11 protein-coding genes, 1 tRNA gene and 1 pseudogene are annotated in these 15,374 nt (G+C 69.5%); 7 read left to right on the plus strand and 6 right to left on the minus strand.

Translation table 11 applies throughout. The annotated features are described in order from the left end of the window. Positions 1 to 7 precede the first annotated feature (7 nt). The 5 genes from ABD793_RS33805 to ABD793_RS33825 all read left to right on the plus strand — a co-directional run bounded on the left by ABD793_RS33805 (position 8) and on the right by ABD793_RS33825 (position 5,136). Positions 8 to 760: an ESX secretion-associated protein EspG gene (locus tag ABD793_RS33805; protein ID WP_344867351.1), complete on the plus strand. Its 753-nt coding sequence runs from the start codon at positions 8 to 10 to the stop codon at positions 758 to 760. 1,263 nt (positions 761 to 2,023) lie between these two features. Continuing rightward, positions 2,024 to 2,329 (plus strand): hypothetical protein, encoded by a 306-nt coding sequence (locus ABD793_RS33810; RefSeq protein WP_344867352.1) that lies wholly within the window; start codon positions 2,024 to 2,026, stop codon positions 2,327 to 2,329. Then, positions 2,329 to 2,967 (plus strand): DUF3558 domain-containing protein, encoded by a 639-nt coding sequence (locus ABD793_RS33815; RefSeq protein ID WP_344867353.1) that lies wholly within the window; start codon positions 2,329 to 2,331, stop codon positions 2,965 to 2,967. Before ABD793_RS33810 ends, ABD793_RS33815 begins: the two co-directional genes overlap by 1 nt. Next, a complete protein-coding gene (locus ABD793_RS33820) occupies positions 2,967 to 4,364 on the plus strand; it encodes a hypothetical protein (RefSeq protein WP_344867354.1) in 1,398 nt (465 codons plus the stop codon). Before ABD793_RS33815 ends, ABD793_RS33820 begins: the two co-directional genes overlap by 1 nt. 10 nt (positions 4,365 to 4,374) lie before the next feature. After that, complete coding sequence (locus ABD793_RS33825; RefSeq protein WP_344867355.1) at positions 4,375 to 5,136, plus strand: ESX secretion-associated protein EspG; 762 nt, start codon at positions 4,375 to 4,377, stop codon at positions 5,134 to 5,136. A 435-nt stretch (positions 5,137 to 5,571) separates the two neighbouring features. Here ABD793_RS33825 and ABD793_RS33830 read toward each other — a convergent pair. After that, positions 5,572 to 5,645, minus strand: a tRNA-Leu gene (locus ABD793_RS33830). Positions 5,646 to 5,767: 122 nt separating this feature from the next. Here ABD793_RS33830 and ABD793_RS33835 point away from each other — a divergent pair. Next, on the plus strand, positions 5,768 to 5,989 hold the full coding sequence (locus tag ABD793_RS33835) for a DUF3618 domain-containing protein (RefSeq protein ID WP_344867356.1): 222 nt from the start codon (positions 5,768 to 5,770) through the stop codon (positions 5,987 to 5,989). 1,074 nt (positions 5,990 to 7,063) lie between these two features. On the opposite strand, the pseudogene ABD793_RS33840 reads toward ABD793_RS33835, so the two are convergent. Beyond that, positions 7,064 to 7,393, minus strand: a pseudogene (locus tag ABD793_RS33840) (hypothetical protein); the annotation flags it as partial. A 200-nt stretch (positions 7,394 to 7,593) separates the two neighbouring features. Beyond that, complete coding sequence (locus ABD793_RS33845; RefSeq protein ID WP_344867357.1) at positions 7,594 to 8,193, minus strand: TetR/AcrR family transcriptional regulator; 600 nt, start codon at positions 8,191 to 8,193, stop codon at positions 7,594 to 7,596. A 71-nt stretch (positions 8,194 to 8,264) separates the two neighbouring features. Between ABD793_RS33845 and ABD793_RS33850 the strand changes: the two genes are divergently transcribed. Next, a complete protein-coding gene (locus ABD793_RS33850; protein ID WP_344867358.1) occupies positions 8,265 to 9,725 on the plus strand; it encodes a flavin-containing monooxygenase in 1,461 nt (486 codons plus the stop codon). 611 nt (positions 9,726 to 10,336) lie between these two features. On the opposite strand, the gene ABD793_RS33855 is transcribed toward ABD793_RS33850, so the two are convergent. The 3 genes from ABD793_RS33855 to ABD793_RS33865 form a co-directional block, all read right to left on the minus strand. Next, on the minus strand, positions 10,337 to 10,888 hold the full coding sequence (locus ABD793_RS33855) for a helix-turn-helix transcriptional regulator (protein ID WP_344867359.1): 552 nt from the start codon (positions 10,886 to 10,888) through the stop codon (positions 10,337 to 10,339). Between the two features lie 141 nt (positions 10,889 to 11,029). After that, positions 11,030 to 12,724, minus strand: coding sequence for an LCP family protein (locus ABD793_RS33860; protein ID WP_486303693.1), 1,695 nt, complete (start codon positions 12,722 to 12,724; stop codon positions 11,030 to 11,032). Between the two features lie 165 nt (positions 12,725 to 12,889). Further along, the gene (locus ABD793_RS33865) at positions 12,890 to 15,058 is read right to left on the minus strand and encodes a phospholipase A2 (protein WP_344867360.1); all 2,169 of its coding nucleotides are present in this window, start codon (positions 15,056 to 15,058) and stop codon (positions 12,890 to 12,892) included. Positions 15,059 to 15,374 lie beyond the last annotated feature (316 nt).

Raw genomic sequence — 15,374 nt, forward strand, 5'->3', positions numbered from 1 at the left:
CACGCCGATGACGATCATCGACAGACCGGTCCGGATTCCGCGGCCGGCGTTCTTCGTTGCGTGGCAATACGCCGGGCTCGGTGCACTGCCCGTGGTGGTCGATCCGGACGACGAGTACGCGACCGCGGAATTCGCGGCGGAACGGGCCAAACGCACGATGTCCCGGTTCACCGGGTTGCGGCTGGCCACGTCGGATGGGCGGTTGACTGCGGAGTTCCGGGCGACGCTGGAGCTGCTCGCCGCGCCAGGGCGTGAGGTGTACTCCTGGACCGCGTTCGGTGGCCACCCGGGCGACGACGGTGCGGTGTTCGCTGCCGCGGCCGGCCGGGACGCGGTCCGGTTGATCACCGACAACCGGTCGATTCAGTTGGATCCGATCCTGCCGCGCAGCCTCCCCACGGCTCTGGTGGACACCTTGCCGACGTATCCGCCGGCCCGCGTCGCGTTGATGCGGGTGCCGACGGCCTACCTCGACGGGACCAACGTCGACCCGCTGTCGGAGATGTCCGCGACAGCCGACGAGTTGCGCCACTTGATGCGGGTCGAACGGGTCGCGGTGCACAAGCTCTACGCCGCGGTGCGCAACGGGCGCGGACGCGACAGCAGTACCGCGTTGACGGTGTACGACCTCGCCGGCACGGGCCGTATCCTGGGCTTCACCAGCGACGCCGACGACGGCGGGACGGAAGCCACCGTGTGCAGCGGGAACCGCGCCAATCTCGTGGACGCGTTGAACCTCACCCTCGACGGGCTCGGCTGACTGTGCGCCGGTGAACCGGTTCCGGCGGGCGCAGCGGACTCCGCTCGCCGGGACGGCCCGGCCGCTCCGCTCGGAAGCGTCGCGACAACGGAACGACCGAGCTTCACGGCGGGTCACTCGTCGCCGCCGGTTTCGGTGTTGCCGTCGCAGACCACGGTCCCCGTCGTCGGCCACCCGCTTGTCCGCGATTTCCGCAACCTCGTTGCCGTCCTGATCGCGTGTGAACCGGTGGTTTCGGCGGTTGTTCGTCCAGCGGCGTCACGTCGGGTGGTCGCGAGGACGCTCGCCTCTCGGGCGGAGGTGCTGTCCTGCGCCTGTTCGGGGGCTTGCGCTTCGCGGCCTGAAGCTGGATCGGCCGCGGCGCGGACCACCCGTTCCCGGTGGTTTCCGGCACACCGCACTTTCGAACAATGCGATGGCGACGGCTTCGGCAACTCCGCCGGCGCGGCGGCCGCCCATGCGGAGACGAAGCGCACAGAATCCATACGTGGTTGCCCTCTCGGGAGTGCCGCACGGTCAGGGCGCCCCCGGCGAGACCTACGTCATCGCCCAGCCATGACGAGGGGGAGCACCCACATCGATACCGCGTACATGGGGACTCACCTCCTCGGGCCAGGCCACGGTCCGCGCCAGATTATCAGCCTGAACAACACGTGGTCCAACGATGTTCCCCGCGCCGGAGTCCGGCGGACGCAGCCGAGCGCGTCGAAGCAGGGCCGGAGAGACTCGAACTTGCACTGGCACGGACTTGCATTCGGTGGGATCTGACGTAGTCAGCAGGGTCTGCTTCTGCGCTCCCGAGCAGGTCAGACCGCTTGGTTGCTGATCATCGAATCAATGTGAATGTGCGCTGACGAGCCCGAACCTGCGGCAACCGGTGCGGCGCGCTCGGCCGTCCACTCAGGCAGCCGGTGACCTGAGGGAAGAGAAGGGCGCCAGGCCCGGAGCCGTCGTCGCCGGGTCGAGTCGGGTCGGTGTGGTCCGGCAGGTCGACTGTCGAGTTGACCCGATTCGATCACCTCGCTGTGAGTGATCGATTACCGTGATATTCGGGACGGCCTCGGATGGGCTGTCCCGAGCTGACGTGTGTTAATCGAGGGGTGCACCTTGTCTCAACCTGCGCCGGCGCCGGGCAACTGGCTTGACGGCCTCGGGATCAATATCTTCGGTGACCAGCCTGGCGGGGGTGGTGCCGGCGGAGGCGGCGCAGCGCCACCAGCCACGGGACCGGGCTTCAGTCTCAGCCAGGACGAGGCTCAGGGCATGCTCAAGACGGCCCGCGGGATCCAGCACGATCTTCGCGACATGATCGCTGACGCCGAACGGCTCACGCACTTGAAGCCTCCTGCCGATGAACCGGCCAGCAACGCCTACAACGCGCTCCTCACCGGATCAGGCGGACAGGCCGGCGCATTTGGCTACGGCCTTGGCCACATCCAACGCGAGCACGGATACATCAGCGAGCTGATCAACAGGCTGGAAGACGCCCTGAACATCACCCACGCAGGAGACGAAGACGCCGCGTCCGCCGTCAACGGAGCTTCGAGCGCCGACGATGGGCTGGCCTGATGAAGTCGCGGACGATAGTCAGTGCCTGCGTTCCCTTCACACTCCTGGCTGCGGTCGCGGGTTGTAGCACCACGGATTCCCCGGCTGCACCGAGCTCGTCCCCCAGTGCGTCGCCGACTTCTCAGGCGGGCGCACTGCCACACAGCGGGGCACCAAAAGTAGCCAATCCGCTGCCGTCGTCTGTTCTCAGTGGCGACCCGTGCCAAACTGGCCTGACTGCCGCCCAGGTGAAAGAAGTCCTGGGCTCAGGGGAGACGCAGCAGAAATCCGATCATGTCGAAGGGCTGGGCCCCTCCTGCAGCTGGTCGAGCCTCGAGAAGGGCTCCTACGTCGCAGTCGGATACGACACCGACGACAAAGAGGGGCTGAGCGGCTGGTATGAGCGCACCAAACCGCAGGCCGTGGTCTGGCGCGAACTGTCGCCTGTCCAGTGGTTTCCCGCGGTTGCACATGTGACTCCGAGTGGTGGGGAACCGGACGAGTTCTGCCAGGTCAGCATCGGTGTCAACGACCAGCAAACAGCAGATGTCACGATCTTCCTCAGCTCTGCGAAAAAAGGGAAGACTGATCCCTGTACGGTCGCGTCGACCGTTTCCGGAATGGTTGTCAAGAATCTGCAGCAGAAGGCGGGTTCGTGATGGGGTTCTTCGACTTCATCGGGGATGCGGCAAAAGCGGTTGGGCATGGGCTGGAAGATGCTGCGGACTGGGTCGGTGACCGGGCGTCCGATGTCGGTAACTGGTTTGGCGACCTGTACCACGGCAATCTCGGTGCGCAGGCAGTTCCGTCATCGGATCTGGTGCAGAAGGTGATGGCGAGCAAGGGTGCTCCGGAATGGCACCAGGGTAGTACGCAGGCTGCGAACCTGGCGCAAAAGCACAACGACATCAGCGGTCGTGTTCAGCAGTTGAGTGCGAATCTGGAATCGGTGTGGACTGGCGACGGTGCAGATTCGGCTCAGGCGCGGATCCGGCCATTGTCGGATGTCTCGGCCGCGGCCTCGCAAACATTCACGGGTAATTCGCAGAACGTGAGTGGTCTGGCACACGGGTTCGACGAGATGAAGGCATCATTGCAGCCGATGCCGCAGGTACCGCCGCACAAGAACTTGGTCGATACGGCGTGGCCGTGGGATACCGACACTGAAAAGCAGATCAATGACTACAACGAGGTCGGTCAGCAGAACCTCGCTCGTTACCAAGGGTATGCGCAACAAGCGCAGACCAGCGGCCAAGGGCTGAACATCGACTATGGGCAGCTGGCTGATTTCGACGGCGGGAAGGTCTCACTCTCCCCGGGACAGGACAGGGCGGGCCACCGCAGCGAGTCCGATGCACAGTCAGTCGGCAAGGGACACGGTGCCCAGGGCGGAGAGGTCGGCCGGTCGGCGGGTGCAGCCGGATCGTCGCCCGGATACGCGGGCACCACGACGCCTGTCTCGGCTTCGCCGAGTTCGGGCGCGGGAGGCTCGACGGTGGTGACCGGGAGCGGGCCGGGCGATGGGACTACCACGTCCGGGTGGACACCACCCTCGTCGCTGCCCGATCCGTCCCGCGGCTCCGGTTGGGTGCCACCCTCGTCGTTGCCGACCAGTGGCGGTGGCAACGGTGGTGGCTCGTCGTGGTCGCCGGGCTTCGTCGGCGGACTCGGCGGCTCGAACGGTGGTTTGACCGGCGGAGGGCCGGGAGGAAGTGGATCCGGTGCCGGTGCGGGCTCTGGTGGCAGCGTGGGCTCTGGTGGCCGTGCCGGCGGGGGTGCCCGGTTGGGTGCCGGTGCCGGTACTGGCGCAGGTGAGGAGGCCGTGGCCCGGGGCACGGCCGCCGGGGGCCGGGGAACGGTCGGTGCGCGTGGTGCGTCCGGGATGGGCGGCATGGGTGCGGCCAGCGGCAAGGGAAAGGGCGAAGACGACAAGGAGCACCAGCGCAAGTACGGAGTGGACGACGATTCCGCGTTCACGCTCGTCGACGATGAGGGTGACCGGGCGCTCGATCCGCGGACCGGGTTGCCGCCCACTCCGCCGACCATCGGTGGCTGAGGCGCACGTCATGACGATCATCGACAGACCGGTCCGGATACCGCGACCGGCGTTCTTCGTCGCGTGGGAACGCGCACGGCTGGGAGCACTTCCCGTCGTGGTCGACCCGGACAATACGTACATGACCGACGAGTTCATCGCGGAGCGGTCGAGGCGTGCGCTGGCCAAGTTCACCGAACTGGACCTCGCGGTACCGGCCGGGTCGTTGACCAGTCAGTTCGAGACGACCTTGGTGACGCTCGCGGAGTCTCGGCGGGAGCTGTACTCGTGGACCGCGTTCAGCGCCCATCCCGACGACAACGGCGCTGTCCTCGTCGCCTCGTCCGGGCGGGACGCGGTCCGGCTGATCACTGACAACCAGTCGGTCCGGCTCGATCCTGTCGCACCGCGTGAACTGGCGGAGAGCCTGGTGGATGCCCTTCCGGGCTATGTACCGGCCAGGGTCCGGCAGTTGTCGGTGCCGAAGGCTTACCTGGACGGGACCGACAGCTATGGCGACGATCCGTTGACCGAAGCGTCCGAACAGGCCGACGAGTTGCGCCACCTGATGCGGGGCGAGCGCGTGGCGGTGCATCAGCTCTACGCAGCAGTCCGGCACAACGGCGAGCGGGCGCGCAGCACACCGTTGTCGGCGATTGATCTCACCGGCCGTGGACGGGTCTTGAGCTTCGTCAGTGCCACTGCGGCCGGCACGTCGCAGGTCATCGTGTGCACCGGAAACCGCAGGAACCTCGTCGACGCGCTCAACCTCACTCTCGACGCGCTCGGCTGAGCTCACGCGGGTAAGCCATGTCGGGTAGGCGCGGGAATCCGCGCTTACCCGACGGGCCTGGCCGTCCTGCTCGGATGGTCGCGAGGGGTCCGCGACAACGGAACGCCCGAGACTTCGGTGCCAACCAATCACCGCACCTAGCCACCATTGGCAGCCGCAACCTCGTTGCCGTCCTGATCGCGTGTGAACCGGTGGTTTCGGCGGTTGTTCGTCCAGCGGCGTCACGTCGGGTGGTCGCGAGGACGCTCGCCTCTCGGGCGGAGGTGCTGTCCTGCGCCTGTTCGGGGGCTTGCGCTTCGCGGCCTGAAGCTGGATCGGCCGCGGCGAGGAGGGGCGGATCAGCAGTGCGTGTCTCCCCGTTCCCGGTAACCACCAGCAGTGCGGTACGCGGCCGCGGTGGATCACTGGCATGTCCTGCTGGTCAGTGCGGCGAAGTGGGGCCGGAGAGACTCGAACTCTCACTGGCACGGACCTAAACCGTGTGCCTCTGCCAATTGGGCTACGGCCCCGGGGAACCTCGATGGATCGTAGCGTGCGCCACGATCGGTGGTGCTCGGCGTGGCCGGTGGCCGGAACGGGGGTGTCGTCCTCTACCGTGGGCGCCTACAGTCCGACGCGGCGAGGAGGGCACGTGGCTCGCGACCCCGAGACCATCGAGCGTGAGATCGAGCAGGCCAGGACGGCTCTGGCGACGACGCTCGACCAGCTGGGCACCAAGGCCAACCCGCAGAAGCTCGCCACCGCGGCAAAGGACGGCGTCCGCGCGAAACTGGACGACCCGAAGATCAAGTACCCGCTGATCGGTGTCGGCGCACTCGTGGTGGCACTGCTCGTCCGCAAGCTCTTCCGCTGACCGCCCGGCGGTTCCCGTCGGGCGGCCGCGTAGGGGAGACGCGTCGGCTGCGGACTTCGGCCACCGCCACGGCAGCGAGCTGGCGGTGGGCCGGTCGGCGGTGAGCTGGTGACAGCGGTGCGCTGGCTACCATGGAGAGCTGACGAAGTTGCAGTCGCGCTGGTTGCTGGAGGCTGGTCACCGCTTCTGGGTGGCGGTGGGCTTGCTGCGCTGAGATGGCTCGTTCGGCATGGCGTTGACGCGCGGTGGCCGTGACTCAGCGTTGCTTGGGGGTTGCCGGTGTGGCCCAGTACTTGCCACCCGTTCGGTGGTCACTCAAGTGAGTGGGCGCGGTGATCTGGGCTAACCCACACGGGGGTAGCCAACGCGAGCGGGCCGTTGGGGGTCATCGGCGCACCGGGGCAGACGGTGGCGTCGACGCTTACGTACGAGGCGCCGATCTGTGGCAAAGGGCCGCCGGTGAAGGGTGCGGCCGTGGTGTGTCGGCGCGACGCCCGTGGCGAGTCTTGCTGATGACGTCGCGGGGCCGCGCTGGGTTTCGTGGAGTGCGAGCGGTCAGGCGCGTGCGGCCGGGTAGGTGGCCGACGCGCCGGTTGTCACACCCGGGCGGGGCGCCTCCCCCGGAGTGTGGCCTTCGACTTCCTTCGGCAGTTGTTTGCTCGGCGGCAGGGACGGCTTCGCGTTCTCGGCCTCGGCGGGGGATTCCTCGGCGGTGACCGGCTCCGTCTCCGGGGAATCTGCGGTTGCCGTGGCGGATTCCGAACCGTCCGGGTTCGCGCCGGCGGCTGCAGCCGAGCCGGAAGCCGCCGGGGCCGGGCCGGCGGTCGCGGACGAGTCCGCTGCGGGCGTCGCAGCGTCCGGGCTGGCCGAGTCGGCGTCGTGACCGGCAGCCGGGCGCGTGCCGGTGTCCGCGGTGGCACCCGTGCCGCTTGCCGTGCCCGAACCGGTCGCGGCAGCCGAACCCGAGCCGGTCGCAGCCGAACCCGCCGCAGCCGAAGCTGAGCCGGTGGAGGTAGCGGGACCCGCCGCGGCGGCCGAGCCCGAGCCAGTGGCGGCAGCCGAACCCGAGCCGGTCTTGCCGCTGGTGTCCGGGCCGGCCTGGTCCTTCCTCCCGCCCGCGGGCGGGACTTCCAGCGGGGCCTGCTCCGGCAGGGTCAGCCGGGCGGCCATGTACGTGCTGGTGAATTCGAGTGCGTTGCCGTTCAGCAGGTGCACGACGGTGGGCCGCTCGTTCGGGGCGAGCTTTTCGACCAGCTGGTCGGCACGGTCGCGGGCCGCGATGATGCCCGGCGCTCTTGCCGTGAGCTCCTTGCCCTGGCCGCTGACGGTGATCGTCCAGTCTTCGTTGTCGTGCTCGTACGTCGCCGTGATCGTTTCCACCACTTGCCTCACCCCTCTCGTCATCAGCATGCGTCACCGGCTGGGACCCAGCCACCGCAGGCTCATGACGCGATTCCTGCTCCCCCGCCGCAATCGCGACACTCCGTGGGTCTTTCTACCGTGTCATCGATACCGTAAGAAAACTCTGTGTCACAAGTAACGGGAAGGGGTTTGCTCTGAGTGACGACCGAATGGCGTAGTGCACGCGCATCTTCACGCGCACGCTAGATCGCCCGCTGTGACAATCCGGTCCAGAGCAAGTCCATTGCGTATCCGGTCGCGATCTCGGGGGTCACCTCGGGGAAGCGCTCGCACCAGATCGCCAGCCGTTCGCACGCGCCCACCACGAACTCCGCCGAAGCCTCGGCGCGCAGCGTGTCCTCGCTGTCGAAGTGGCCGCTCATCAGCGACGTGATGAGGTCGGTCTGCTGACGACGGGTTTCCTCGATCTCGTCCGAGGCCGGCGTGCCGATCAAGGCCATCTCGTGCCGGAGCAGCGACCACGCCTCTCGCCGTTCGCGGATGAACACGAAGAACGCCTGCAGTCCGAGCCGCAGTGCGTCCTCTGCCGACTCGGCTCCGGCTGTCGCCTGCTCGGTGACCTCGCGCAACGCCGCCCGCGACTGCCGGATGCACGCCAGCAGCAGGCCCTCCTTCGAACGGAAGTACTCGTACAGCATCGGCTTCGAAACGCCCACGAGCTCGGCGATCTCGTCCATCGACGCGGTCGCGTAGCCGCGCTCGGTGAAGACCTGCTCGGCGACCGCGATCATCTGCTGTTCGCGTTCGGCCCGTGGCATGCGCTTGCGCTTGACGGTGGTCACGCCGCACACTCTACCGACGGTAACCTACTCCGAGTAAGATGGACTGCGGGTAACAGGAAACGGGAGGGTGTATGGGCAACCGCACGGAGACCGGGGTGATCGTGGTCGGGACCGGCTTTTCCGGCCTCGGCATGGCGATCCGGCTGCGCAAGGACGGGCGCGAGGACTTCGTGGTCCTCGAGAAGGCCGACGACGTGGGCGGCACCTGGCGCGACAACAGCTATCCCGGCTGTGCGTGCGACATCCCGTCGCACATGTACTCCTTCTCCTTCGAACAGAACCCGGGGTGGTCGCGCGCGTACTCGTCGCAGCCGGAGATCTGGCGGTACATGCGCCGGGTGGCCGACAAGTACGACCTGCACCGCTTCATCCGCTTCGGCCAGGAAATGACCGGTGCGCGCTGGGACCCCGACGAGAACCGCTGGCATGTGCGCACCGAGAGCGGCGACGAGTTCGTGGCCCCCGCACTGGTCGCGGGCGTCGGCGCACTGCACCGGCCACAGATCCCGCAGCTGCCCGGCATCGAGCGGTTCGCCGGACGCACGTTCCATTCCGCGGAGTGGGAACACGACGCCGACCTCACCGGTAGGCGCGTCGCAGTGGTCGGGACGGGTGCGAGCGCGGTCCAGTTCGTCCCGCAGATCGCGCCGAAGGTGGCCGGGCTGACGCTGTTCCAGCGCACGCCGCCGTGGATCATGCCGAAGGGCGACCGGGCCATCCCCGGCTGGCTGCGCGGGGTGTTCCGCGCGCTGCCGCCGGCGCAACGGCTGTACCGCGATTTCCTGTACTGGACGTTGGAAGCGCGGGCAATCGGCTTCAACGGCCACCCGTGGGTGATGAAGCTGGGCCAGCGGCTCGCGAAGCGCAACATCGACCGGGCAGTCACCGACCCGCAGTTGCGCGCGAAGCTGACGCCGGACTACACGATGGGCTGCAAGCGCGTGCTGATCTCCAACGACTACTACCCGGCGCTGGCCCGGGACAACGTCGATGTGGTGACCGACGGCGTGGCCGAGGTCCGCGAGCACAGTGTCGTCGACGAGGCCGGTGTGGAACACGAAGCCGACGTGATCGTCTACGGCACCGGTTTCCACGTCACCGATGCGTTCGACACCCTGGAGATCATCGGCCGGGACGGCCGGAACCTCGCCAAGGAGTGGGCGAGCGAGGGGATGCGCACTCACCTCGGCATCACCGTGAACGGGTTCCCGAACCTGTTCTTCCTGCTCGGGCCCAACACCGGGCTCGGCCACAACTCGGTCGTGTTCATGATCGAGGCGCAGATCGGCTACATCGCACAGGCACTGCGCCTCGCCGGCGGCCGGGCACTGGACCCACGAGCGGAGGTGCAGGAGCGCTTCAACACCGACGTGCAGCGCAAACTCGCCAAGGGCGTCTGGACCCAAGGCGGCTGCAAGAGCTGGTACCTCGACGCGAAGGGCGTGAACCGCACCATCTGGCCCGGTTTCACCTGGCGCTACTGGCTCGACACCCGCACGGTCCGCCGGGAGGACTACGAACTGCTCGGCTGAACGCTCGGGCGGAGTGCTCGGCCGGAGCGGGAACAGGAACGAAGGGGACTTTCGCGGCAGGGGAGGAGTCGCGAAAGTCCCCTTCGTGGTCTCGGTGCCACCGCCTGGCCTGGCGGGTACGGCCCAGCCCAGGCGGCGGCCGGTGTGGGTGGTGGCCGGAGGGAATGGGTCCGGGTGGCTGGCGGGGCGGCTGAGGCGGTGGGTGGCTGGTGAAAGTGGTAGGCGGCTGGTGAACGGTGGCGGGTCAGCGGTGGGCGAGGCGGCGACTGGTGTGGCTGGTGTGGCTGGTGGCTTTGCGGGCGGCGGATGAGCTGCTGGTGGTTTGCGCGGGTGGTGGTCGCGGCTGTGGTGTGCGGTCAATCCGGTCGAGTGGCGCGGGCGGTTCGTTTGGCTGGTGTCGCCGTCGGTTCGGTTGGTTGGGTGGGCGGTTCGTTTGGCTGGCGTCGCCGTCGGTTCGGTCGAAGGTGGTTCCGGTTGGCGGGTGGCCTGGCCGGGGGTGCGCCGGTGGTCAGGTGAATGCCGGTGGTTCCGCAACCTGTCGCCGACTGCCGACTGCCGCCGATTGATGCCGCGGTGTGGGTGCGGTGGTGGTCGGCGGATCGGGTGGGTGGTCAGGCGGGGCCGAGGTGGCGCAGGTGGCCGATCAGGTCGGCGGTCGGCAGGCCGCACAGTTCGGCCATCCGTTCCAGGGCCGCGAGATCCAGCGAGACCTCGTACGATCCGGTGCCGGAAACGGTGCCTGCTGCCGGGGTGGTGGGGTCCGGCCGGCCGGCCGGACCGGTGGGCAGGCTCACGGCGGGCACCGGTACGCCGTTCTGCCGCAGTCTGCCGTCCGCCCAGCGGCGCAGCGGGGTCAGTTCCGGGCCTGCCTCGGCGACCACGCGGCGCAGGTCGACCCGTACCCGCCCCGGCTCCTCCACGAAGACCCGGCGGTGCACCTTCGCCAGCAGGTCCTGGGGGAGCTCGTCCATGGCGACGCACAGCTCGACCAGGCGCACCACCGAACACTGCCGGGTGCCCAGTTCGTACGTGGCCAGTGTCTGCAGGGAGATTTCGCTCTGCAGATGCTGGTTCAGCTCCTTGCGCGTCCACCCTCGCCCGCGCCGGAGCTTGCGAAGCTCGTCTCCGAGTACCCGCTGGTAGTGCTCAGCGTCGATCACCACTGCTCGTCCCCTGCCCCTCACGCATCCCGCAGAGTGCCTCTTGCCGGAGTGAAAGGGTCGAGGCCGAGGGTCCTTACGCGAAACCGGCAAAGAGTTTCGTGATCGAGGCCGCGGACTACCCGAACGGAGCAACGGGCCGGGTCAGTTGACGCAGGGCACGCCCTCGGCGGTGATCGGCTTCTCGTCGTTCCCGCCCGCGGGCGGGCTGGACTGCGTGGACTGCGGCGCCGCCTGTTCGGCGGCCGCGCCGGAGCCACCCGGGGAACTTCCCGAGGAACCGCTGCCCGGCTGGAAATCCGAACCGAGGAACACCATCACGTGCCCTTCGGACACGCTCTTGTCCTCCTGCACGGTGGCGTCCCCGCCGAGTGCCTGGGCCACCGCCTTCCCCGCGTCCTGTCCGCCGCTGGGCACCCAGATCACCGTGGTCTTGCGTGAGCTGGCGTTCGCCGTGTCACCTGCGGTGAAGCCCTTGCCCACCAGATCCTTGGACACGCTCGCGGCCAGTCCGGTGCGGCCGGAGGCGTTGCGCACGTCGACGGTGACGTCCTGGTGCGCGCCTGCCTGCGACGAGGGAGGCGGGGCCTGCTGGCCCTGCTGGGGCCCGGCGAGGCCCTGCACGAACGCCTTGACCTGGTCCGGGTCGACCTTGATCGCGACGCCGTCGTTCGGCGTGCGGTATTCGATGTCCTCCACCGGGACGGTGCGGAACTCCAGCTGGCCGCCGGTGAGACCCTTCATCTGCTGGGCGAAGCCGAAGATGTCCCAGTTCTGGTTCAGCGTCACGGACTTCTTGATCGCGTCGACCAGCGCGTCGAGCTTCGACGGGTCGGTCAGCGTTCCCGCGGACAGCACCTTGCGCGCCATCCCGGCCATGAACACCTGCTGGCGCACCACCCGGTCGAGGTCGCCGCGCGGCAGGCCGTGCCGCTGCCGGACGAATTCGAGCGCCTGCACCCCGGAGATGGTGTGCGGGCCCTTGCTGAACTTCGCACCGGAGTACTCGTCGTCGACGTTGTCGTTCAGGCACACGTCGACGCCGCCGATGGCCTTGGTGATGTCGCTGAAGCCGAGCAGGTTGATCGCCGCGTAGTTGTCGATCGTGGAACCGGTCAGCTCCTCGACCGTGGCGACCAGTTCCTTCGCCCCGGCCTGGTTGGACTTGACGTCCAGCTCCTTCGGATCCGTCACGCCCTGGCCCTGCAGGTCCTTGCGGGCCTGCAGCATCGCGCGGGCGTACGCGGAGTTGATCTTGTGCTTGCCGTAGCCGCCGGGGATGTCCACGTACGAGTCCCGCGGCAGCGAGATCGCGACGGCCTTGCTCCCGTCGTTCGGGATGTGCACGAAGATCAGCGAGTCGGTGTTCAGCTCGCCGTCGGAGACCCCGGCACGCAGCTGGGCGAGCAGTTCGGGGGAGAGCGGGTTGCCCTGTGCGTCGGTGCGGCTGTCGAGGCCGACGAGCAGGATGTCGCGGGCACCGTCCGCGGGCTTGTCACCGCCCCCGCCGCTGCCGATCACGTCCGCGTAGTTCAGGCCGTCGACCAGGCCCTGCAGGGACGCCCACGCGTATCCGGTCAGGCTCATCACCAGCAGCGAAACCACCGCGACGGCGATCTTCGCGCCGCGCAGCGGGTTGCGCCGGGTCCGTACCGGACGCTTCGGCGGCGGCCCCTGGCTACGGCGCGGGCGGGACGCGCCCGGCGGCGGTTCCCGGCGTGCGCGCGGCGGTGGGGAGGACGGCGGCGGGATCCGCCTGCCCTCGGCCCGTCCGGGCGGCTCCTGCCAGGAGCGGGCGGGGCGGCGGCCGCCTTGCCCGTTCCGAGGCGGGTGATCCACGCGGTCGGCTCCTTCTCGTCGTTCGGTGGTTCTGGTCCTGAGGACGCATGGTGCCGGGACCGGGTTGCCGCGGGTGCGCACCTCCCCCGGCGGGTGTGGTGTGCACCACCCATGGTCCGCCATCGGCGAGGGTTTCGCCCGGCCGGCGGTATGCGTGTCGCTCGGTCAGGTCACCGCACCCGCCGTCCGCCGGGAGGGCAGGACGCACGAGCCCGCCGCGACCAGTGCGAACGCCGCCGTGGAGACGTGCAGCACGATGGTGGCCGCACCCGGCGACACCCCGCCGCCTGCCGCGACCAGCGCGGGCACACAGGCCAGCGCGCAGACCAGCCAGGTCCCGGCCGTGGTGGCCGCGCCGGTCCGCACGGTGTGCAGCAGCAGCACGCCGAGCAGCAGGTGCACGAGGCTCTGCACCGGGTCGAACCGGGTGCCCAGCACGTCCGCGTCGGCGGCGACGGCGCCGAACCGGGCGAGTGCGAGCCCGAACACGCCGAGTGTCGCGTAACCGATACCGAGCGCCGCGGCGGCACGCGTGAGCAGCACCGGCACCCGGCCCGACGGCGGCTCCGGGCGGACCGGGACCGGCGCCGGACCGTCGTGCGGCTTGCCAGTACGCCGTTCGAACCACCAGAACACCAGTCCGGCGGGCACGAGCAGCAGCGCGACGGCCATCGCGGTGCGCGGCCGGACCAGCCAGCTCACCCCGTCCACAATCCGGCCCGGCAGGTAGACCACGGCGATCAGCAGCAGCATTGCGGACAGGAACGCCAGGTACAGGCTCATCGGCGCGCGCAGCACCAGCCTCGTCGCACTGGCCACCCAGCGCAGCCCCGCCCAGCGCCGCAGGGGCGCGGCCAGCAGCCCGGCCAGCCCGAGCTGAGCGAGGCCGAGCAGCAGTACCGTCCACGGCGGCGCGGACAGCGCTGCGGGCGCGCCGGGGCTGCCGAGCAGGACGGGTGACCTGCCGAACCCGGTCGTCGCCACGGTCAGCCCGGCTACGCCGGTGACCGCCGCGGCGGCGAGCAGCGGGCGCGGCAGCCGGACGCCGTCGGCGTGCGCGAACGCCGCCTGCTGGGCCAGCAGCGCCACTGCGAGCGTCGCGCCGTAGCGCGGCCACGACGAGCCGGTCAGGCCGGCCGCGAGCTCTCCGGCCACCACAAGCGCCGCCAGGCCGGCCACCGACCACAGCCGCGCCCGGCGGTACACCGCGAGCAGGACCGGCGCGCAGACGATGGTGAGCAGGTAGACCCCGAGCAGCCACAGCGGATGCAGCGCGATCCGCATCACCGTGGCGCTGGTGCCGGACGGGATGCCCAGCAGTTCCAGTGCGAGCGGCACCAGCAGCGCGACCACGGCGAAGATCAGCGCGGGCCGCAGCAGCGGACTGGCCTGTTCGGCGAGGTAGTGCCGGTAGCCGCGGTCCCGTTCGGCTCGCCAGCCGGCCGCGTTCGCGTGCCCGCAGGCGAAGAACAGCACCGGCACCAGCTGTGCCAGCCAGGTCAGCGGCCACCACGCGCCTTCCGGCGCACCTGCCCAGTCGGCCAGCGCGGTCACCGATTCACCGACCATCAGCAGTACTGCGCCGGCCGCGCCGATCACCACCCACGGCCTCGGCAGACCGGGCCGCGCGCGGACCGGTCGCGGGGACGTGCGCCGCGCGGCGTGCCAGCCGCGCAACCTGGCCACCAGCAGGCAGCCGATCACCAGCACACCGGCGACCATCGAACCGATCGGGTCGGCCACCGGCGGGCCCCAGCGCTGGTGCCACGAGTTCATCGTCAGCCCGGCCGAGTACAGCGACGCGACCAGCTGGCAGGTACGCGGCGAGCCCATCGGGTTGATCTCGCACGCGTGGTGCATGTCCTGCGACAGCCGGGAGTCGAGTGAGGCCCGCACCTCCGGTCCGAGCGGGTGCCCCTTCTTGTCCGCGTACCGGAGCAGGTCGTAACCGAGGTCGTGCGCCTTGCACGGAACGGCGTAGTCCCACTTCGTGTTGTCGTCGCCCCACGGCGTCGAGCACCCGCCGTCGGGGTGGACCGCGCGCACGGTGCCGTCGCGGGCAGCCATCGCGGTCGGTTTCACCTCGCTGACCGCGGTGAAGTCGGCAGGCAGCCGGGTGAGTGCGGTGGCCGCCGGGCCGGGGTGGGTGAGATCCGCGATCGCGTTCTGCGCGGCGAGCGCGTCCCCGGTCGGCGGGCCCTGGTCGGGCGGCGCGGCCGGGCGGGAGGCGATCAGCCCGAATCCGAACACCACGAGCACCACGAGCAGCAGCCAGGCAGACGTCGCCAAGGGGCGGCGCACCCGGACGGGGGCCGGGTCGTGGTCGGCTGGCATGCACTCCAGGGTGCCAGCCTGCCCGCGGCCACGGCAGGCGGCCGTCCCCCCGTAACCCCCGGGGCATTCCCCCGCAGGTCTGTCCGGGAACCCCGGGGCCGAGGTGAAACCGGGAATTCGGGGTGGCCGGGAGGGGAAATGGATTAATCGAAAAAAGGGGGTGTGGGAATCGGCACGGTCCGGATCCGGGTGCTCGGCGCAGGGGAATCGGTGTGCTGCGGACCGGTGGTCCGGAGGATTCGGCTTGGCGGGGTGTGCCGGGCCGGTGGAATCCGGGTGCCCGGGGTGCCGGGAATCGGCGTGCCGCGGCGGCTCG

Origin of the sequence: Amycolatopsis ultiminotia (assembly GCF_039536925.1) — a bacterium.
Lineage (GTDB): Bacteria > Actinomycetota > Actinomycetes > Mycobacteriales > Pseudonocardiaceae > Amycolatopsis > Amycolatopsis ultiminotia.